18 protein-coding genes are annotated in these 18,175 nt (G+C 74.0%); 9 read left to right on the forward strand and 9 right to left on the reverse strand.

The window, feature by feature from the left end:
- Positions 1-104: 104 nt before the first annotated feature.
- The gene (locus tag ACF068_RS17315) at positions 105-752 is read right to left on the reverse strand and encodes a TetR family transcriptional regulator (RefSeq protein ID WP_392275077.1); all 648 of its coding nucleotides are present in this window, start codon (positions 750-752) and stop codon (positions 105-107) included.
- A 423-nt stretch (positions 753-1,175) separates the two neighbouring features.
- On the opposite strand from ACF068_RS17315, the gene ACF068_RS17320 reads away from it, so the two are divergent.
- Positions 1,176-1,958 carry a VOC family protein gene (locus ACF068_RS17320; protein ID WP_392275078.1) on the forward strand — a complete coding sequence of 261 codons (783 nt, stop codon included), beginning with the start codon at positions 1,176-1,178 and terminating at the stop codon, positions 1,956-1,958.
- A 136-nt stretch (positions 1,959-2,094) separates the two neighbouring features.
- On the forward strand, positions 2,095-4,578 hold the full coding sequence (locus ACF068_RS17325) for a PQQ-binding-like beta-propeller repeat protein (protein WP_392275079.1): 2,484 nt from the start codon (positions 2,095-2,097) through the stop codon (positions 4,576-4,578).
- 69 nt (positions 4,579-4,647) lie between these two features.
- Here the strand turns inward: ACF068_RS17325 and ACF068_RS17330 are convergent, their stop codons facing one another.
- Positions 4,648-5,412 (reverse strand): hypothetical protein, encoded by a 765-nt coding sequence (locus ACF068_RS17330; protein ID WP_392275080.1) that lies wholly within the window; start codon positions 5,410-5,412, stop codon positions 4,648-4,650.
- Between the two features lie 141 nt (positions 5,413-5,553).
- Positions 5,554-5,832: a hypothetical protein gene (locus tag ACF068_RS17335; RefSeq protein ID WP_392275081.1), complete on the reverse strand. Its 279-nt coding sequence runs from the start codon at positions 5,830-5,832 to the stop codon at positions 5,554-5,556.
- 19 nt (positions 5,833-5,851) lie between these two features.
- Here ACF068_RS17335 and ACF068_RS17340 point away from each other — a divergent pair, with 19 nt between their 5' ends.
- On the forward strand, positions 5,852-6,103 hold the full coding sequence (locus tag ACF068_RS17340; protein ID WP_392275082.1) for a hypothetical protein: 252 nt from the start codon (positions 5,852-5,854) through the stop codon (positions 6,101-6,103).
- A gap of 137 nt (positions 6,104-6,240) precedes the next feature.
- On the opposite strand, the gene ACF068_RS17345 is transcribed toward ACF068_RS17340, so the two are convergent.
- The gene (locus tag ACF068_RS17345) at positions 6,241-6,474 is read right to left on the reverse strand and encodes a sigma-like protein (RefSeq protein ID WP_392275083.1); all 234 of its coding nucleotides are present in this window, start codon (positions 6,472-6,474) and stop codon (positions 6,241-6,243) included.
- Positions 6,475-6,646: 172 nt separating this feature from the next.
- Positions 6,647-9,598, reverse strand: a complete 2,952-nt coding sequence (locus ACF068_RS17350) for a BTAD domain-containing putative transcriptional regulator (RefSeq protein WP_392275084.1) — start codon at positions 9,596-9,598, stop codon at positions 6,647-6,649.
- A 274-nt stretch (positions 9,599-9,872) separates the two neighbouring features.
- Between ACF068_RS17350 and ACF068_RS17355 the strand changes: the two genes are divergently transcribed.
- Positions 9,873-10,169 carry a hypothetical protein gene (locus ACF068_RS17355; RefSeq protein ID WP_392275085.1) on the forward strand — a complete coding sequence of 99 codons (297 nt, stop codon included), beginning with the start codon at positions 9,873-9,875 and terminating at the stop codon, positions 10,167-10,169.
- 44 nt (positions 10,170-10,213) lie between these two features.
- Positions 10,214-10,816: a pentapeptide repeat-containing protein gene (locus ACF068_RS17360; RefSeq protein ID WP_392275086.1), complete on the forward strand. Its 603-nt coding sequence runs from the start codon at positions 10,214-10,216 to the stop codon at positions 10,814-10,816.
- A gap of 145 nt (positions 10,817-10,961) precedes the next feature.
- Here ACF068_RS17360 and ACF068_RS17365 read toward each other — a convergent pair whose 3' ends face one another.
- On the reverse strand, positions 10,962-11,804 hold the full coding sequence (locus ACF068_RS17365) for an alpha/beta fold hydrolase (RefSeq protein WP_392275087.1): 843 nt from the start codon (positions 11,802-11,804) through the stop codon (positions 10,962-10,964).
- Between the two features lie 150 nt (positions 11,805-11,954).
- Here ACF068_RS17365 and ACF068_RS17370 point away from each other — a divergent pair, with 150 nt between their 5' ends.
- The 3 genes from ACF068_RS17370 (at position 11,955) to ACF068_RS17380 (ending at position 14,581) form a co-directional block, all read left to right on the forward strand.
- A complete protein-coding gene (locus tag ACF068_RS17370; protein ID WP_392275088.1) occupies positions 11,955-12,368 on the forward strand; it encodes a PaaI family thioesterase in 414 nt (137 codons plus the stop codon).
- A 227-nt stretch (positions 12,369-12,595) separates the two neighbouring features.
- Positions 12,596-14,167 carry an APC family permease gene (locus ACF068_RS17375; RefSeq protein WP_392275089.1) on the forward strand — a complete coding sequence of 524 codons (1,572 nt, stop codon included), beginning with the start codon at positions 12,596-12,598 and terminating at the stop codon, positions 14,165-14,167.
- Between the two features lie 96 nt (positions 14,168-14,263).
- Complete coding sequence (locus ACF068_RS17380; RefSeq protein ID WP_392275090.1) at positions 14,264-14,581, forward strand: cupin; 318 nt, start codon at positions 14,264-14,266, stop codon at positions 14,579-14,581.
- Positions 14,582-14,587: 6 nt separating this feature from the next.
- Here the strand turns inward: ACF068_RS17380 and ACF068_RS17385 are convergent, their stop codons facing one another.
- The 3 genes from ACF068_RS17385 to ACF068_RS17395 are packed head-to-tail and all read right to left on the reverse strand — an operon-like array spanning position 14,588 to position 17,232.
- Positions 14,588-14,917, reverse strand: a complete 330-nt coding sequence (locus ACF068_RS17385) for a putative quinol monooxygenase (protein WP_392275091.1) — start codon at positions 14,915-14,917, stop codon at positions 14,588-14,590.
- Between the two features lie 37 nt (positions 14,918-14,954).
- The gene (locus ACF068_RS17390) at positions 14,955-15,719 is read right to left on the reverse strand and encodes an IclR family transcriptional regulator (RefSeq protein ID WP_392275092.1); all 765 of its coding nucleotides are present in this window, start codon (positions 15,717-15,719) and stop codon (positions 14,955-14,957) included.
- A 10-nt stretch (positions 15,720-15,729) separates the two neighbouring features.
- The gene (locus ACF068_RS17395) at positions 15,730-17,232 is read right to left on the reverse strand and encodes a CehA/McbA family metallohydrolase (protein ID WP_392275093.1); all 1,503 of its coding nucleotides are present in this window, start codon (positions 17,230-17,232) and stop codon (positions 15,730-15,732) included.
- A 92-nt stretch (positions 17,233-17,324) separates the two neighbouring features.
- Here ACF068_RS17395 and ACF068_RS17400 point away from each other — a divergent pair, with 92 nt between their 5' ends.
- Positions 17,325-18,152 carry a TIGR03619 family F420-dependent LLM class oxidoreductase gene (locus tag ACF068_RS17400; protein ID WP_392275094.1) on the forward strand — a complete coding sequence of 276 codons (828 nt, stop codon included), beginning with the start codon at positions 17,325-17,327 and terminating at the stop codon, positions 18,150-18,152.
- Positions 18,153-18,175: the final 23 nt, after the last annotated feature.

Raw genomic sequence — 18,175 nt, forward strand, 5'->3', positions numbered from 1 at the left:
TCCCGGCCCGGGGCCACCGTTACCGGGCCGTGGGAAAAGGAACGCCGACGGCGGTCGACGAGGTGGACCGCCATCGGCGTGACAGGACGTACGGGGGTGGGGCGTTATCGGGTCGGTTTCTTGCCCGTGATGCCGAGATGGACCAACAGGGCGAGATGGGGCTTGAGTTCGGCCTGCTTGACGCCCCAGGCCTGGAAACCCTTCTGGTGGCCGGCGACCGCCGCCAGCATGGCGACCAGTGAGCCCGCCATCGCCGCCGGGTTGACGTCCTTGTCGACCTTGTTCTTCGCCTGGAGCTCCTTCACCGCGTCCGTCAGGGAGTTGGTGACGGAGTTCAGGATCTTCATCCGGATCTTGTAGAAGCGCTTGTCGCCCTCCGCGGCGCCCAGGTCGATCACACGGAGGATGGCATCGTTCTTCCGCCAGAAGTCGAGGAATCCCTCGACCAGTTCCTCCGAGGTCTGCCAGGCCGCCTTGCCGACCCAATTCCGGCCGGATACCAGTTCGGTCAAACCGGCGCCCTCTTTGGCCATTTCCTCCGCGATCTCGAGGACCGCGCCCTCGACGTCCGGGAAGTACTGGTAGAACGTCGCCGGGGAAGTACCCGCCTTCCGGGCCACGTCGATGACTTTGACGTCCCGGTACGGCGAGGAGCTGAGCATCTCGCTGAGGCAGTCGAGCAGCTTCTGCCGCGTCGCCTGTCCGCGTCGACCGGCCACGCGGCCGTCGACGGTGCGTACTTGTCCTGTCATGCCGTCAGCTTACCGACGGGTGATCGGCGCGCGATTCGGCCGACTGCAAATGGGGTGACGGCCCTCCGTGCGGCGGCCGCCGGGGCCCCGCGCACCAGGCCCGTACGGGCCTCGACGGCCACCCGGGCGCGGATCCGCGCCCGGGGCGAATGGGCGGTTTTCGGCCACCTCGGGATCCCCGCGCCACCCCGATAGGCTTATGAACAGCCTGTGGAAAACTTCGGTGGACAACGCACGGGGACGGCGGCGGGCAACCGCCGGAGCACGGGCCGGGGACTCCCCGGCGGCGGCCGCGAACCCCCGCGAACCGGGATGGGCGACCCATATCCGGGGAATTCTCCCCTGCGGCGGACGCCCGGCACCCTTAGCGTGACCGTGACGGGCACTACACGCCCCGCCCGTACACGGAAAGGGATCAGGTCCATGGCCGCGTTCACAGAGGGCACGCCGTGCTGGGCGGATGCGATGCTCCCCGACCTCGAAGCCGGCAAGCGTTTCTACGGAGAGCTGTTCGGCTGGACGTTCGACGAGGGCGGCGAGGCCTACGGCAACTACACCAACGCCTTCAGCGAGGGAAAGCGGGTCGCCGGTCTCGCGCCCAAGCGGGACGGCCGCATGCCCACCGTCTGGGGCGTCTACTTCGCCACCCCCGACGCCGCCGCCACCACCCGCCGCATCCGTGAGGCGGGCGGCCAGATGGTGATGGACCCCATGCCCATCGGCTCCTTCGGCACCATGGCCCAGGCCGTGGACCCCGGCGGTGCCGTCTTCGGACTCTGGGAGCCCGGCGACCACCCCGGCTTCGAGAAGCAGGGCGAACCCGGCTCCTTCTGCTGGACCGAGGTCTACACGAGGGACAAGGACGCCGTGGACGCCTTCTACGAGACCGTCTTCGGCTTCCAGGTGCGCGACCTCGACGACGCCTCCATCGACTTCCGCGTCTGGTCGCCCGCCGGCACCCGGGCCGGCGACGATACGGCCATCGGGGGACGCAGTGTGATCACCGACGCCTTCCCGGCCGCGATGCCCGCCCACTTCCTCACCTATTTCGCCGTCGAGGACTGCGACGACACCGCCGCCCTGGCCACCCGGCTCGGCGGCCGGGTCACCGAGGACCCCTTCGACACCCCGTACGGCCGGATCGCCCTGATCGCCGACGACCAGGGCGCCGTCTTCGCCGTGCTGGCGGAGCCGAAGGCCGCCTGAGAACCCTCACGGCGGTGTCCGGAACGAGGTGAGACACCCCGATCCGCCCCCGGGTTCGCAACCACCGCCCCGGACAGGAAGAATCAGGGGGCACGGGGCCGTACTCTCATGGCCCCGACGGGGAGGTGGCAGGCAAGTGGAGCAGCTGACGCAGCACGACCCGAGACGGATCGGCCCGTTCGAGGTGCTGGGCCGGCTCGGTGCCGGAGGCATGGGCCTGGTCTATCTCGCGCGATCGGCGTCCGGGCGGCGCGTGGCGATCAAGACGGTGCGGACCGAGCTCGCCGAGGACCAGCTGTTCCGCGTCCGCTTCACGCGCGAGGTGGAGGCCGCACGGGCGGTGTCCGGCTTCTACACGGCGGCCGTGGTCGACGCCGACCCGCGGGCCGCGGTGCCGTGGCTGGCCACCGCGTACGTCCCGGCGCCCTCGCTCGAGGAAATAGTGAATGAGTGCGGGCCCCTGCCGGCCCAGGCGGTGCGCTGGCTCGCCGCCGGGATCGCCGAGGCGCTCCAGTCCATCCACGGCGCCGGTCTGGTCCACCGCGACCTGAAGCCGTCCAACGTCCTCGTCGTCGAGGACGGGCCGCGCGTCATCGACTTCGGCATCGCGTCCGGCGTCTCCAACACCCGGCTGACGATGACCAACGTCGCCGTGGGGACGCCCGCCTACATGTCACCCGAACAGGCGAAGGACTCCCGCAGCGTCACCGGCGCGAGCGATGTCTTCTCGCTCGGCTCCACCCTGGTCTTCGCCGCCACCGGACACGCCCCCTACCACGGGGCGAACCCGGTCGAGACGGTCTTCATGCTGCTGCGCGAGGGCCCGGACCTGGAGGGGCTGCCCGACGAACTGCGGCCGCTCATCGAGTCGTGCATGCAGATGGAGGCGGGACTGCGGCCCTCGCCGGCCGACCTCCAGGCGCAGCTCGCACCGCACCTGTTCTCGGGCAGCGACGACAGCGGTACGGCGTCGGCGTGGCTGCCGGCCCGCGCCACCGCCATGATCGAGACCCGCCGGGGCGGCCGTCCCAGCACCCCGCCGCCCCCGCCGGCACCCCCGGCCGCCCCGCCCCCCGCGCCGCCGTCCGCGCCCCCTCCCGCCCCCGTGCCCGGCCCCGGCGGCGACCGGGACACGGCCTGGCGGGGCGGCACCGGCGACCCGCGCACCGGGCACGCGGCCCCCGCCGCCCCCGTACGGCTGCCCGGCGCCCCCGTGCCGATCGGACCCGGGCCCCGCGTGGCCGACACCCGCGCCGCCTTCCCGGTGGACGCCGGACCGACGACCGGCTGGATCCGCCGCCCCGCCGGCGGCCCGCACGGCGCCGACCCGGCCACGTCCGGTCCCGCCGGGTCCGCCGCGGCGCCCCCGCAGCACCTCGCGCCCCCCACCGGGCCGCCCCTGACCGGCCCGTCCGGCTCCTCCGCCCCGTCCGGCTCCTCCGGGGCCCCCGGCTCCGGCGCCCAGGAGCCCGCGGGCCCCGGGCACTGGCGGCCGTGGCGGTTCCGGATGTCCAACGACGTCTGGGGCACGCCCGTCGTCTCGGGCGACCTGCTCTACGTCACGTCCTTCGAGGTCCACGCACTGGACGTGGGCACCGGCCGGCGCCAGTTCAAGACCCGGGACGTGGCCTGGACGATGGCCGTGGCGGGCGGCCGCATCCACGCCTCCGACGGACCCTCGCTGTACGCGCTCGACGCCCTCGACGGCAGCGAGCGGTGGCGGCTCCAGACCGACGCCTGGGCGTACTCGCTCAAGGTCGACCGCGGCACCGTGGTCACCGGCACGCGCGGCGGCGGCGTCCAGGGCTGGGAGGCCTCCAACGGCGAGCGGCTCTGGGAGATCACCGGGGCGCAGACCGACTTCGAGACCCCCGACGCCGGGCCCGCCCTGTTCGGGGACACCGTCTACGTGTGGCGCGACGCCCGGCTCCAGGCCCTCGACGCGCGCACCGGCACGCAGCGCTGGTCGTACCCGATCGGGGACGCCGCCTCCTGCGGCGGGGTGCCCGTGCGGGTCGCCCCGGCGGAGGACGGGTACGTCTACGTGGCCGCCGGCACCCGGGTGCTGTCCATCGACGTCATGTCCGGCCACGTGCGCTGGCACTTCGAGGCCCCGGCGGTCTTCCTCTCGCCGCCGGCCTTCGCCCCGGGCCCGGCCGTCACCGGCGGCGGGGTGTACCTCGCCGACTACCTCGGCACGGTGTACGCGCTGGACGCCACGACCGGAAAGGACCGCTGGCGCATCGCCACCGAGTCCCGCCACTCCAGCGAGCCCGTGCTGGTCGCGGACGGCAACGTGCACGTCGGCAGCGGCAGCGCGGTCTACACCCTGGACGCGGTGACCGGCACCCCGAAGTGGCGCTTCCCGGCCGGCGGGCCGATCATCGGTGCCCCGGTCGTGGCCGACGGCCGGCTCCACTTCGGCTCGGCCGACCACGTGCTGTACACCCTGGACGCCGGCGGCGGCCAGCTCCGGTGGAAGCTCACCACCGGCGGCGAGATCACCGGCTCGCTGGTCGCGCGGGCGGGTGTCGTCTACGCGTGCAGCAAGGACCGGTGCGTCTACGCGCTGGACGCGGTGAAGGGCACGGCCACGGGCCGCGGCGGCGCCGGGCGGTAGGTCGCCCGCTCCGGTCGGTCGCCCGGCCGGAGCGGCCGAGGCGCCGGTGCCGTCGCCCGGGCGCGTGCCTCAGCCGCGCCCGCGGTGGGGTCCGCGCGGCCGGTCCGGTCCGCCGGGCCAGGCGTCGGGGCCGGGTCCGCCCTGTCCGGGACCCGGCTCGTCGGGGCCGGGGCGGTCGTCGTACCGGCCCTCGTCGTAGCGGGGGTACTCGGCGGTGCGGGTCTCGTCGGAGCCGTCCCCGTAGGGCCGCTGCCCGTACGACTGTCCCTGCCCCGGGGGCTCGGTGTAGGGCTCCGGCCGGCCGTGGGGGTCGGCATACGGCTCGGTGTACGGCTCCGGGTGCTGCTCGGCGTACGGCTCGTCGTGCCGGTGGCGGCGTCGCCACCCGCGCCCTTCCGTGTCGTACGGCTCGCGGTCGGCCCGTCGGCGTCCGCTCATCAGCGCGGCGCCCAGCAACAGCAGGATGCCGCCGCCCAGCGCCAGCCCGACGCCCTGTCCGAGCCCCGAGCCGTCCGACTCCACGCTCAGGTTGCCGGCGGCCTGCCCCTGGCGGACCATCCACAGCACGGTGAAGCCCAGCACGATCACGCCCGCGACGAGGACCAGCAGCCGGGACCGCAGCACCACTCCGATCACGGTCACCAGCGCGGCGACGGCCAGCGGCAGCAGGATCGAGGTCGCCAGGTCGGCCTTCGTCTGGCCGATGCCGCCGAAGAGGTCGGCGACGGGGTAGTTCCGTCCGGGACGGCCGTCGTACCAGGCACGGAAGGGGCTCCAGACGGCGGCCGTCGCTCCGACGAGAGCGAGGATCGAGCCGACGACGTTACGGATCATCCTCGGCCTCCCTGGGTCCGGCTCTCGATCACGACGCTACGCCCGGCGGGAGCGGAGCGCCACACGACGGAACGGGAGGCCCCTCCCGCGCTGCTAGGGTGACGTGCGCCCGTCAAGATCGGGCTGCATCCACTCGCACTTTCAACGGGGGTTGAACGTGAAGCTCCGCCATGTCCGCGCCGTCGCCGTCTTCGGCATCGCCGTCGTCGCACTCACCGGAGCCCGTGGCTCCCACGGCGGAAGCTGTGGCGGTGGCCACAGCTCCAGTTCCAGCAGCAGCTCCAGCGGCGGCTCCGGCTCGGACACCAGCAGCAGCTCCGGCAGCACCACCGGCGGCAGCGGCGACAGCACCGGCGGCAGCTCGGGCGGGGTCTCCGTGCCCGGCGGCTCCAGCAGCAGCGACCGGGCCTCGCGCGACATCAAGATCGACGAATGCCGGATGGACGACTCGGGCAAGAACCTCGTCGCCCGGCTCACGGTCACCAACAGCGGCTCGCTGGACCAGACGTACAACGTCACCATGAAGTTCCGCGGTACGAGCGCCGCCACGGCGTACGCCAGCGTCACCGGGCTGACCGTCAAGGCCGGCGCCTCCCAGCAGGCCGAGGCCACGACGACGTACACCGGCACCGGCGACGGCAGCGAGTACAAGGAGTGCGTCGTCTCCACGGCGACGAAGAACGCGCTCTGACCGGTCCTTACCGGAGCCGGTACGCGACGCGAGGGGCACCGGACCGCGTTCGGTCCGGTGCCCCGTCGTTTCGTGCCGCGGCCGCGGCGGCTCCCCCTCCGCGCCGCCGCGGCCGCACCCCGTCGTGAAGGTCCGTGTCAGCTCGCCGGCGGCGCCGGCGTGTGGTGGTCGCCCTGGGTGGTGACGATGTCCTGGGCGGGCGGGGCGGGCGTGTGGTGGTCGCCCATCGTGATGAGGTCCTGGGCGGGCGGCGCGGGCGTGTGGTGGTCGCCCATGGTGATGAGGTCCTGGGCCGGCGGGGCCGGCGTGTGGTGGTCGCCCAGTGTCGTGATCGTTTCGCGCTTCGTCTCGAGCTTCTTCTCGGCGCTCATGAATCCGTCCCCCGTGAGGTGCTGATGGTGTGTGCGTGCCTTCTGTCCGGCGACTCCCCCGAGGGTCGCCGGGCAGAAGGCTAGTGGACCCGCTGGTCCCCCGATGTGGCGGATCGACTGCTACGAGCATGCCGGGCCGGCATAAACAATCGATGAACGGCCTGGTGGGAGGTCATGCGGCGGTCAGCGGCGACAGCAGCTCCCGGGCCTCCGCCGCCTCTGCGGCCCCCGACTGCTCGTGCAGGGCCAGCGCCTCCCGCCAGCAGGCCCGCGCGCGGCCCGTCTGCCCGAGCCGGTCCAGCGCCTTGCCCAGGGTGATCAGCACACTGCCCCGGATACGGTCGCCGCCGATGCAGCCGATGGCAAGGGCTTGCTCGGCGTGTTGGGCGGCCCTGGCCGGCCGCTGGGCGGACAGGTGCGTCTGGGCGATGCGGAAGTGCGTCGTCCCGGCCCACAGGCGCTGCCGGTTGGTCTCGAACCGGTGCAGCGCCTGCGCCAGTTGCTCCAGGGCCTCGGCGTGCCGGCGGGCCTGCGTGAGGGCGACCCCGAGGGCGTACTGGGCGTTGGCCAGCCGCAGGGTGTGGCCTATCCGCTCGTACAGCTCGACGCCCTGCTGCGCCAGTTCGATGGCCTGGGGCACCCGGTCCATGGACAGGTGCAGCCGCGACAGGTTGCACAGGGCGCTGGCCTCACCCGGGCGGTTGCCGTCCGCGCGGGACCCCTCCATGCCCCGCAGCAGGTGCTTCTCGGCGTCCGCGTGCCTGCCCTGGTTGAAGGCGATGATGCCCCGGTCGTTGTCGGCCCAGTACACCGGAGCGGGGTCCCCGGCCGCGGCGGCCAGGCGCGCGGCCTGCTCGGCCTCCCGGTCCGCCTCCTCGTACCGGCCCGCGACGAGGTGCACGTTCGTCATGGACGTCCGGGCGCGCGCCTCGACCCGGGCGTCGCCCGAGGCGCGGGCGGCGGCCAGGGCGGTCAGCGCGGCCGTCTCGTACAGCTTGGAATTCGCGCCGGACTCCGCCAGGTCCTGGGCGGCCCACAGCAGGTCCACCGCGGTACGCAGGCCCGGACCGCCCGTCGCCTGCCGGGCGCAGGCCAGCAGGCAGTTCGCCTCCGTGTACAGCCAGTCCAGCGCGGCCCGGCGGTCGGTGAAGGACAGTCCGTCGTACGCGGTCGGCTCCAGGTGGTCGACCAGGCGGTCGCCCGGCCGTTCCATCGCGAAGACCCGGGTCGCCGTCGACAGATAGAAGTCGAGCAGACGGGACAGGGCCAGCCGGCGTTCCGCCGGCGGCTGTTCGTCCCGGGCGGCGCATGCACGCGCGTAGAGGCGGACCAGATCGTGGTAGCGGTAGCGGCCCGGAGCGGCCGACTCCAGCAGCGACGTGTCGACCAGGGACTCCAGCAGGTCCTCCGCGTCGTGCGGCGGGAGGTCCAGCACCGCCGCCGCGGCCGCCAGGGAGATGTCCGGCCCGTCGGCGAGGCCCAGCAGCCGGAACGCCCGCGCCTGCGCGGGTTCGAGCTGGCCGTACCCGAGCTCGAACGTGGCCTTCACGGCGAGGTCGCCCGCCTGGAGCTCGTCCAGGCGCCGCCGCTCGTCGGCGAGCTTGGCCGCCAGGACCGACACCGTCCAGGTGCGGCGCGCCGCCAGGCGGGAGGCGGCGATCCGGATCGCCAGCGGGAGGAACCCGCACGAGGCGACCACGTCCAGGGCCGCCTCCCGCTCCGACTGCACCCGCTCGGCGCCCACGATCTTGGTGAAGAGCTGGAGCGCCTCCTCCGGCGACATCACATCAAGGTCCACCAGGTGCGCGCCCGCCAGGTCCACCATCCGCACCCGGCTGGTGACCAGCGCCGCGCACCCCTCCGTACCGGGCAGCAGCGGCCGCACCTGGGCGGCGTCGCGGGCGTTGTCCAGCAGGACCAGCACCCGCCGGCCCGCCAGGGTCGAGCGGTACAGCGCGGCGCGCTCGTCGAGGGTGTCGGGGATGGACGAGTCCGGGGTGCCCAGCGCCCGCAGGAAGGCGCCCAGCACGGTCTCCGGCTCCGCGGAGCGTGCCCCCGCGCCCTGGAGGTCCACGTAGAGCTGGCCGTCCGGGAAGCGCGGGCGGGCGGTGTGCGCGACGTGCACCGCGAGCGTCGTCTTGCCGACCCCGCCGATGCCCGCGAGCGCCGAGACGGCCATCACGGAGCCCTCGGCCGTGTCCAGGTGGTCGCTCAGCTCGCGCACGAGCGCCGCCCGCCCGGTGAAGTCCGGCACGGTCGCGGGCAACTGCGCCGGACGGGAAACGGCCGGGGCGGGCGCCGGGGCCTCCACCGGGCGGGCCAGCTCGGCGTCCGCCCGGAGGATGCGCTGCTGGAGCCGGGCCAGCTCCGGGCGCGGGTCGACGCCCAGCTCGTCGGCGAGGAGCCGGCGGGTGTCGGCGTACACGGCGAGGGCCTCGGCCTGCCGCCCGCTGCGGTACAGGGCCAGCATCAGCAGTTCCCGCAGCCGCTCGCGCAGCGGGTGCGCGGCGGTCAGGGCCGTCAGCTCCGACACCGCTTCGGCGTGGTGCCCGCACTCCAGGTCCAGGTCCAGCCGGGTCTCCAGCAGCCCGAGCCGCCACTCCTCCAGGCGGGCGCGCTGCGTCTCGGCGTACGGGCCGGGGACGGACGCCAGCGGCTCGCCGTCCCACAGGCCCAGCGACTCGTCGATCAGCGCCCGCGCCCGGTTCCGGTCGCCGCCGGCCCGCGCCTTCTCCGCCTCGACGGCCAGCTCCTGCGCCACGTTCAGGTCCAGGGCGTCGGGACGCACCCGGATCGCGTACCCGCCGGACTCGCTGACCAGGACGCCCGGCGGGAGGACCTTGCGCAGCCGGGAGGCGTACGTCCGTACCGCGGCCAGGGCCTGGGAGGGGGGCTCGTCGCCCCAGATGGCGTCGATCAGCTCGGCGGCCGTCGCCGTGCGCCCGTCGCGCAGCAGCAGGGCGGCCAGCAGGGCACGCTGCTGCGGCGAGCCGGACGGCAGGGGTTCGCCGTCGCACCGGGCGCGCACCGGGCCGAGCACGCCGAAGCGCAGGCCGCCCACCGCGCCGTCGCCGTCGCGCGGGGCGCGCTGCTCCGGCACCCGCGGCCCGTCTTCACGGTCCATAGCTCCCCCTGCCCGTACCGCTGGTTCCGCCCCCGACAGTCTGCCTTGTCGACGGCGTTTGCGTCAGCAGTGGGTGACGCTCTGCACAAGGTCGTGACACGATCCGCCCACCAGCGATCTGACGGGTCGTCAGTTCGCCGCGGCCACCCCTGCACCCGCCACCCGGACGGCTCCGCCCGGATGCGCGGTCCGCCCCGGCCCGCGAACACTGGTCGGGACGGCGCCATGACGGACAGGCCGGACACCACGGACAAGACGGACAAGAGGCGGGCTCATGCGCACGATGCTGATGTGCCAGATGGACACCGGGAAGACCAACGAGGCGATCAGGGCCAACCGGCTGGAGGAGGTCCTGGGCGCCTTCCTGGAGCGGGTGAAGCCCGAGGCGGCGTACTTCGGCTCGGTGGACGGCATGCGCACCGGGTTCATCGTCTTCGACCTGGAGCACCCCTCCCAGATGCCGGTCGTCTGCGAGCCGCTCTTCATGGAGCTCGACGCCAAGATCACGCTGTTGCCCGTGATGAACGCCGAGGACGTGCGGACGGGCGTGGGGCAGTTCCTGTCCTCCTGACGCCGAGCGGCCGCGTTGTCGGTGGCGGCCGGTTGAATGGGCGCATGGGGAACGAACACGACGTACGCGACCTCGTCGTCCGCGGTGAGGACTGGTACGCCCGGGAGCTCGGCCCCGGGACCACGTACACGGGCTGCACCTTCTACGACACGGACTTCACCGAGGTCGTCAACGAGGGGGCGGTCTTCGACGAGTGCGTCTTCTCGGGGGTGCGCTTCAACGCCTCCCGTCACACGGGGGCGGCGTTCACCAACTGCTCCTTCCGCGGGTGCGGCTTCTTCGACACGCGCTTCGAGCGGTGCAAGGTCGTCGGCAGCCGCTTCGAGCGGTCGACGTTCGGGCTCCTGGAGGTCACCGGCGGCGACTGGTCGTTCGCCGGCCTCCGCGGCGCCGACCTGCGCAAGGTGTGCTTCGACGGCGTCCGCCTCCGCGAGGCCGACCTCACCGGCGCCCGCCTGGAGGGCGCGCACGTCCTCCGGTGCGACCTCTCCGGCGCGCTGCTGCACGGCGCCAAGCTCAAGGACGCGGACCTCCGGGGCAGCGACCTCTCCTCCCTCGACCCCCTGACGGTGGACCCGGCCGGCGCCAGGATCGATCTCGAACAGGCCGCCGTCATCGCCACGGCGCTCGGCTTCCACCTCGGCTGACCGCCGGTCCGCCGTCCGCTCTCCGCCGTCCGCTCTCCGCCGGCCGCCGGCCGCCGTCCGCTCTCCGCCGGCCGCCGTCCGCTGTCCGCCGTCCGCGATCCGCCCTCCGCTGACCGCCCGCCGCCGTCCGGCGACTTGCTCTCCGCTATCCGCGCGCGAGCATCGCCCCGGCGACCTCGCCGACCGCCGCCCCGGGGATCGCGGTGGCGGCGTCCTCCAGGACGAGCAGCCGTGCCCCGGGGATCTCGCGCGCGAGCGCCTCGCCGTTGCCGACGGGGAAGAACGGGTCGCGGCGGCCGTGGACGACGAGCGTGGGGACGGCGATCCCGGGCAGGCGCTCGCGCCACCGGGGCCGGCAGTCGAGTCGGGAGAACACCAGGCCCAACTGGTTGGCCCGCTGCACCGGGGGCGCGGTGCCGGGCGTGCGGTCCCAGACGCGCGCGGCGGTCGCTCGCGCGGCGGCGGGGTCGTCGCCGCGGATCTCCGCGCCGGCGGCGGCGAACTCCGCGACCGCCTCGCGGTCGGCCCAGTCGGGCGCCGGACGGGCGAACAGCCGGCCCATCGTCGTGCCGTCGTGGTCGGGGAGGTCGTCGTCGGTCGGGCCGGGGGCGACCGGGCGGGTGCCGATCAGGGTGAGCGCCGAGAACGCGCCCGGATGGTCGAGCACGGCCACCTGGGCGACCATCCCGCCGACGCCGATCCCCGCGAGGTGCGCCGGCCCCCCGCCGAGCGCCTCGACGAGGGCCGCCGCGTCGGCGGCGAGGTCGCGCAGGGTGTAGGCGGGCGCCTCCGGATCCGTCGCCTCGGACTCCCCGCTGTCGCGGAGGTCGTAGCGCACCGCGCGGCGCCCGCCGGCGGCGAGCCGCTCGCACAGCGCGTCGGGCCAGGAGAGCATCGTCGGCCCGCCCGCGAGCAGCACGAGCGGCGCGTCGTCGTCCCCGAAGGACTCGACGCCCAGGGCGATCCCTCGAACGTGGACAGTGGTCATCCCCTCACCGGCAGCCGTCGTGGGTCGGGTGTCATACGGGGCAGACCCGGCCCGCCGCCCGGACTCATCGCCCACGCCCCGCCTCTTCCCGCCAGGCCGGCGGGCGTCCGCACGGGTTTCGGGGGAGGGGCGGGGCGGCAGCATTGCGGCATGACTCTCACGCTCGTCGAAGCCGACAAGATCCTCGCCGACAACTTCGCGCCCTGGGTGCTGGAGCTCGGGCTGTCCGTCGTGGAGGCGGGTGAGGCGCACGCCGTGCTGCGGCTGCCCTGGGACGGGCGGCTGGCCCGGGAAGGGGGCGGGCTGTCGGGGCAGGCGCTGATGGCGGCGGCCGACACCGCCACGGTGATCGCGGTGGCCTCGGCGCGCGGGGCGTTCGTGCCCATGACCACGGTGCAGCAGTCGACCAGCTTCATGCGGGCGGTGACCGGTGCCGATGTACTGGTGGACGCGCGGATCACCAAGCTGGGCAGGCGGATGACGTTCGCGGACATCACGATGACCGCCGAGGGCGCGGCGGAGCCCGCCGCACGGGCCTCGACGGTGTACGCGCTGCTCGGCTGAGGCGCCGTCCGAAATCGGCGCGGGAAAATTTGGAACCGGACAAAATGGGCATGGCTGCGGTTCCCGCATATCGGACGGTGCGGTTTTGACCTACCAATCGGTCGGCATGCACCCGAGGGCATCTTTCATTCCTTGCCCGAGGCGCCCGTGTGGCCTCGTAATGCAAGGAAAAGATCGCGGAGTTCCTTCTTCCGGATGTGGAAACCGCAGCACCTAACGTCCACTGCATGACTCAGGTAGAAGCACGGCCCCAGGCCGGAGACACGGTGAGGGGCGTCACCGCGACGGGTGGCACCGGTGACGTACGGACCAAGGGGCTCGGCGGCAACTCCGTCGGACTGGTCGGCAGTGCCGTCATCGGCATCTCGACGGTCGCCCCCGTCTACTGCCTGACCTCCACGCTGGGGTCCACCGCGGGCGAGGTCGGGCTCCAGATGCCGGCCGTCTTCCTGGCCGGATTCCTGCCCATGCTCCTGGTGGCCTTCGCCTACCGCGAGCTCAACCGGGCGATGCCCGACTGCGGCACGTCCTTCACCTGGACCGTCAAGGCCTTCGGCCCCCGGATCGGCTGGATGTGCGGCTGGGGCCTGGTCATCGCGACGATCATCGTCCTGTCCAACCTCGCGGGGGTCGCGACCTCCTACTTCTGGCTCCTCGCCGGGGAGATCAGCGGCAGCCCGGACATCGCCGCACTGGACGACAACAAGGCCGTCCACATCCTCACCTGCCTCACCCTCATCGCCATCGCCACCGCCATCAGCTACCGAGGCATGACGGCCACCAAGAGCGTCCAGTACGCGCTGGTCGGCCTCCAGCTCGCCGTCCTGGCGATCTTCGTGGTCATGGCCTTCTCCAAGGCCGGCGGCACCGACTTCCCCACCGGCACCGACTTCTCCTGGTCCTGGCTGAACCCCTTCGAGGTCGAGTCCTTCTCGGCCTTCACCGCCGGCCTGTCCCTGGCGATCTTCATCTACTGGGGCTGGGACGCCTGCATGGCGACCAACGAGGAGACCACCGGCAGCGCCAGGACCCCCGGCCGCGCCGCCCTCATCACCATGGTCGTGCTGGTCGGCTCCTACCTGGCCACCGGCATCGCCGCCCAGATGGTCGTCGGCTCCGGCGACCAGGGCCTCGGCCTCGCCAACCCCGACACCTCCGACAACGTCTTCGCCGCCCTCGCCGGGCCGGTCATGGGCAGCGTCCTGGGCGTCACCCTCTTCGTCGCCGTCCTCGCCTCCGCCGCCGCCAGCCTCCAGACCACCTTCATCCCGGTGGCGCGCACGGTCCTCGCCATGTCGACGTACGAAGCCCTGCCGCACTCCTTCACCAAGGTCCACCCCACGTACAAGACCCCCGGCCTGGCCACCGTCGTCGCCGGGGTCGCCACCGGCGTCTTCTACACCGTGATGACCCTGGTCAGCGAGAACGTCCTGGTCGACACGATCTACGCGCTCGGCCTGATGATCTGCTTCTACTACGCGCTGACCGCCTTCGCCTGCGTCTGGTTCTTCCGCGGCGAGCTGACGGCCTCCGTCAAGGACGCGCTCTTCAAGGGCGTCCTGCCGGCCCTCGGCGGCCTGATGCTCACCGCCGTCTTCGCCAAGACGCTGTACGACATGTGGGACCCGGCCTACGGCTCCGGGTCCTCCGTCCTCGGCATGGGCTCGGTCTTCGTGATCGGCGTCGGCCTGCTGCTCCTCGGCGTCGTGATCATGCTGGTGATGCAGCGCCGCAGCCCCGCCTTCTTCCGGGGCGAGGTGCTCAGGAAGGAGACGCCGTCGCTGGTCGTCGCCGACTGACGGACACCTGAGCCGGAGGGGGCGGGCACCGTGGGACGGCACGGCGCCCGCCCCCTCCGTATGCGCCGCCTTCCGCGGCACGGCAAGGTGGACGGTATGTACGACCTCAACGTGATCGCAGAGGAACACCTCGTCGCCGCGCACGCCGACGAGCACGGCCGCAGCGCCAACCTGATCCTCCGGGACCCGCCGCTGCGGCAGAGCGTCATCGCCCTCACCGCGGGCACCTCGCTCGACGAGCACAACACCCCGCCCGCCGCGTCCCTCCAGGTGCTGCGGGGCGTGGTCAGGGTGACGGCCCAGTCCGGTGACGTGGAGCTGACCATGGGCACCCTGTACCTGCTGCCGCCGGAGCGGCACGGGGTGACGGCCGTGACCGACGCGGCGGTGCTGCTCACCGCCGTCAACGACTGAGCGGCCTCACCCGCGCGGGCTCAGCTCCGCCATGGCGTTCCAGCCGTGCTGGTCCGGCAGCTCGACGTTGATGATCTCCGGCGTCGTCGCGATGGCACCGGCCATCGCCTCCAGCCCCGCCGCGAAGTGGTCCGACGCCACGTGCGCCGCCCCCGCCTCCGCGTCCGCGAAGGCCTCCAGCAGCACGAACCGGTCCGGATGCGCGACGTCGCGCGACCAGTCGAAGAAGAGGTTCCCGGGCTCGGCGCGCGTGGCACGGGTGAAACCGTCGACCAGCGTGAGCCACTGGTCGCGGTACTCGGGACGGACGGTGAACCTGACGGCGATGAAGATCATGCCGTTACGGTGCTGCCCGCCCCGCCCGCGGTCCAGCTCACGCGCCGGGGATTCCGGCACCGCCGGAAAACGCCGCCACCGCCCCGGCCACCGCCGCCCGCACCCTGCCGTACCGCAACCGGAACTCCACCGTCGGCAGGGCCACCGACAGGGCGTGCCGCACCTCCCCGCCGCCCGGGACGACCATCGCCAGGCAGGTGTACGCCGGGTCCGCCTCGCCCACCGACACCGCGAACCCCCGCCCCCGCACCCGCGCCAGCTCCGCCTCGAAACGCTCCGCCCCGGTGATCGTCCGGTCGGTGAACCGGGCCATCCCGTGCTCGGCCAGGTACCGCCGCCGCACCCCCCGCGACACCTCCGCCAGCAGCGCCTTCCCGTGCGCCGTGGCGTGCGCCCGCACCTCCGGCCCGGGCGAGAAGGGGTCGGCCGTGGCCGTCACGGGAGCCGTACTGTCCACCACGGTGATCCGCCCGTCCCGGTACGCCGTCACGTACGCCTCCGCACCGCTCTCCCGCCGCAGCCGGGCCAGCACCTCACCGGCCCCCGGCGCCACCTCCACCCGCCGCCGGAACGACCGGTGCAGCGCCGCCACGCGTGGCCCCGGCGCGTACCCCCCGCCCTCCGCCCGCACCAGATGGCCGCGCGCCACCAGCGGCCCGAGCAGGTGGTACACCGTCGACAGCGAGCACCCCAGATGCCGCGCCAGCGCCTTCGCCCCGACGGGCCCGGCCGCGTCGGCCACCACGTCGAGGATCTCCAACGCACGCTCCACGGACCGGGGCCCACCACTGGCATCGCTCATGCGGCCGAGCCTAAGGGGCGGCCCGGACGGCCCCCAGGAACACCGGGTTCGTGAACGCCGCCAGGGCCCCCGGGAGGGGCGGCAGCACCGCCGGGTGGCGCACCTCGGCACGGACGTAGCCGGCCCGGGCGGGCGTCGTCGTCCATTCCACCGTGCCCGCACCCGAGGCGGGCAGCGGGGCGGAGTGCACCAGGCCCTGGTCGGTGACGAAGTGGGCCGTGCAGCCCGGGGCGCCCGTCACGTCGAGGCGGGCGGTGACCGGGGTGCCGGGCGGGACGGCGAGCCGCCCGCCGATGCCCGCGTGGCCGCCGCGGCCGCCCGTCACCGAGAACGCCAGCGACACGGCGGACGACTCGGCGACGTAACTGCGGCCCGCGCGCAGCCCGGCCAGGACCGCCCCCCGGGTCAGGTCGTCGGCCAGCACGACCGTCTGCGGGCCGCCCACCCGGTCGGGCTCGCGGTGCGCGTCGCTGCCGCCCATCGCGGGGACCCAGCGGTCCCCGGCGGCCAGGCCGCTGTCCCAGTGGGCCAGGGTGACCTCGTCGTCCGGGGTGTACGGGCCGTTCCACACCTCCACCGCGTCCGCGTCGGCGAACCCGGACCTCCAGCCGCAGCCCACGCACGTGGCGTGCGGGTGCGCCGGGACGGCCAGCCCGCCGGCCCGGCGGATCGCCCGGGCCGTACGGCCGGAGCGGTCGTCACGGGCCCGGTGGCGCCAGTCGACGAACGTGCCGGGATCGGTACCGACGGCGAGCAGGTGACCGGTGCGGGTGGTGACCTCCACGCCGGTCAGGACCAGCAGGTCGTCGCCCCACAGTCCCTCCCACGCCCCGTGGCCGGCGTGCGTGTTGTGCTCCGAGGTGTTGATGAAGTCCAGCCCGGCGGCCCGCGCGGCCGCCGCCACCTCGGCGGGCGTGCGCCGCCCGTCGGAGTGCGTCGTGTGCAGGTGGCAGTCGCCCCGGTACCAGGCCCGCCCCCGGCCCCGGGCCCGCTCCGGCGGGTACACCGGGCGCCGGACCGGCCCGGCGGAGCCGTACGTGAGGCGGACCGTCACCGTGTAGGCCAGGCCCTGCGGGGCGATCGTGTAGGGGCCGAGCACGATGTGCCAGGTGCCGGGGCGGACCGGCCCCGCGAGGTACCCGGGCGTGGCGTCGTCGGCACGCAGGAAGAACTCGGTGCGCGCGCCGCCCGACCACCCCCGGAACCCCCGCCCGTCCGGCGGGGCGCCGCGCCCGCCCGGCCCCGTACCGCGCTCGTCGAAGACGCCGATGTCCAGGGCGTTGCCCTGCGTCCCGGGCGGCACGGCGGGCCGGTCGTACGCGTACGACACCCGGAACTCCCGCACCCCCGGCGGCACCTCCACCGGCAGGTACACGTAGTCGGGCGCACCCGGCGGCAGGGTGCCGCGCAGCACCCGCTCCGTCCGCCCGGCCGCGGAGCCCACCCCGCCGGTCACGGCGAAGGCGCCCGCCGTACCCGCCGCACCCCTCACGAACCCTCGTCTGTCCACCATGGGACACCACCCTCCTCGCGGCCGGTGAACTTCCCGCCAATCCGGGGCGACGGTCTCGGAATTCGCCGCCGGCCGCCATACCTTGGGCGCTCATGCGCATCGCGACGACGATTTTCCTCACGGACCGGACCATCACCCCGGTACGGCTCGCACCCGAACTCGAACAGCGCGGCTTCGCGGGCCTGTACCTGCCGGAGCACACCCACATCCCCGTCGAACGCAGCAGCCCCTACCCGGCGGGCGGCGAACTGCCGCCGGAGTACGGCCGCACCCTCGACCCCTTCGTCGCGCTCGGCCAGGCCGCCGCCGTCACCGAGCGGCTCGCCCTGGGCACCGGCATCACGCTCGTCGCCCAGCACGACCCCATCGACCTCGCCAAGCAGGTCGCCACCCTCGACCACCTCTCCGGCGGCCGCTTCACCCTCGGCGTCGGCTACGGCTGGAACCGCGAGGAGGCCGAGGACCACGGCGTCACCTGGGCCACCCGCCGTGACCGCACCCGTGACCGGATGGCGCTGATGCGCGCCCTGTGGGCCGCCGAACCCACCGCGTACGACGGGGAGACGGCCTCGGTGCGCGCCTCCCACGCCTTCCCGAAACCCGCCGGAGGCGCCCCCCGCGTCCTGATCGGCGGCGCGGCCGGGCCCACGCTGTTCGCCCACATCGCCGAGTACGCCGACGGCTGGCTCCCCGTCGGCGGCCGGGGCCTCGCCGAGAGCATCCCCGCGCTGCGCGAGGTCTGGCGGAAGGCGGGCCGCGACCCCGAAGCCCTCCAGGTCGTGCCCTACGCCGTCCGCCCCTCGCCGGACAAGCTCGACCGCCTCGCCGCCCTCGGCGTCACCGAGGTCGTCGTCCAACTCCCGCCGTCGGGGGAGGCGGAGGTGCTGCGCACCCTGGACGAGTACGCGCGGTACGTGTAGGGAGGGGGCACTCGTATGCTCGG

Origin of the sequence: Streptomyces sp. NPDC016309, from assembly GCF_043077235.1 — a bacterium.
Classification (GTDB): domain Bacteria; phylum Actinomycetota; class Actinomycetes; order Streptomycetales; family Streptomycetaceae; genus Streptomyces.

What these genes read in the sequence shown, in the direction of transcription:
- ACF068_RS17315 (WP_392275077.1), bottom strand. Translation starts at nt 752, where the DNA reads ATGACAGGACAAGTACGCACCGTCGACGGCCGCGTGGCCGGTCGACGC.
- ACF068_RS17320 (WP_392275078.1), top strand. Translation starts at nt 1,176, where the DNA reads ATGGCCGCGTTCACAGAGGGCACGCCGTGCTGGGCGGATGCGATGCTC.
- ACF068_RS17330 (WP_392275080.1), bottom strand. Translation starts at nt 5,412, where the DNA reads ATGATCCGTAACGTCGTCGGCTCGATCCTCGCTCTCGTCGGAGCGACG.
- ACF068_RS17335 (WP_392275081.1), bottom strand. Translation starts at nt 5,832, where the DNA reads ATGTCGCGCGAGGCCCGGTCGCTGCTGCTGGAGCCGCCGGGCACGGAG.
- ACF068_RS17340 (WP_392275082.1), top strand. Translation starts at nt 5,852, where the DNA reads ATGGACGACTCGGGCAAGAACCTCGTCGCCCGGCTCACGGTCACCAAC.
- ACF068_RS17345 (WP_392275083.1), bottom strand. Translation starts at nt 6,474, where the DNA reads ATGAGCGCCGAGAAGAAGCTCGAGACGAAGCGCGAAACGATCACGACA.
- ACF068_RS17350 (WP_392275084.1), bottom strand. Translation starts at nt 9,598, where the DNA reads ATGGACCGTGAAGACGGGCCGCGGGTGCCGGAGCAGCGCGCCCCGCGC.
- ACF068_RS17355 (WP_392275085.1), top strand. Translation starts at nt 9,873, where the DNA reads ATGCGCACGATGCTGATGTGCCAGATGGACACCGGGAAGACCAACGAG.
- ACF068_RS17360 (WP_392275086.1), top strand. Translation starts at nt 10,214, where the DNA reads ATGGGGAACGAACACGACGTACGCGACCTCGTCGTCCGCGGTGAGGAC.
- ACF068_RS17365 (WP_392275087.1), bottom strand. Translation starts at nt 11,804, where the DNA reads ATGACCACTGTCCACGTTCGAGGGATCGCCCTGGGCGTCGAGTCCTTC.
- ACF068_RS17370 (WP_392275088.1), top strand. Translation starts at nt 11,955, where the DNA reads ATGACTCTCACGCTCGTCGAAGCCGACAAGATCCTCGCCGACAACTTC.
- ACF068_RS17375 (WP_392275089.1), top strand. Translation starts at nt 12,596, where the DNA reads ATGACTCAGGTAGAAGCACGGCCCCAGGCCGGAGACACGGTGAGGGGC.
- ACF068_RS17380 (WP_392275090.1), top strand. Translation starts at nt 14,264, where the DNA reads ATGTACGACCTCAACGTGATCGCAGAGGAACACCTCGTCGCCGCGCAC.
- ACF068_RS17385 (WP_392275091.1), bottom strand. Translation starts at nt 14,917, where the DNA reads ATGATCTTCATCGCCGTCAGGTTCACCGTCCGTCCCGAGTACCGCGAC.
- ACF068_RS17390 (WP_392275092.1), bottom strand. Translation starts at nt 15,719, where the DNA reads ATGAGCGATGCCAGTGGTGGGCCCCGGTCCGTGGAGCGTGCGTTGGAG.
- ACF068_RS17395 (WP_392275093.1), bottom strand. Translation starts at nt 17,232, where the DNA reads ATGGTGGACAGACGAGGGTTCGTGAGGGGTGCGGCGGGTACGGCGGGC.
- ACF068_RS17400 (WP_392275094.1), top strand. Translation starts at nt 17,325, where the DNA reads ATGCGCATCGCGACGACGATTTTCCTCACGGACCGGACCATCACCCCG.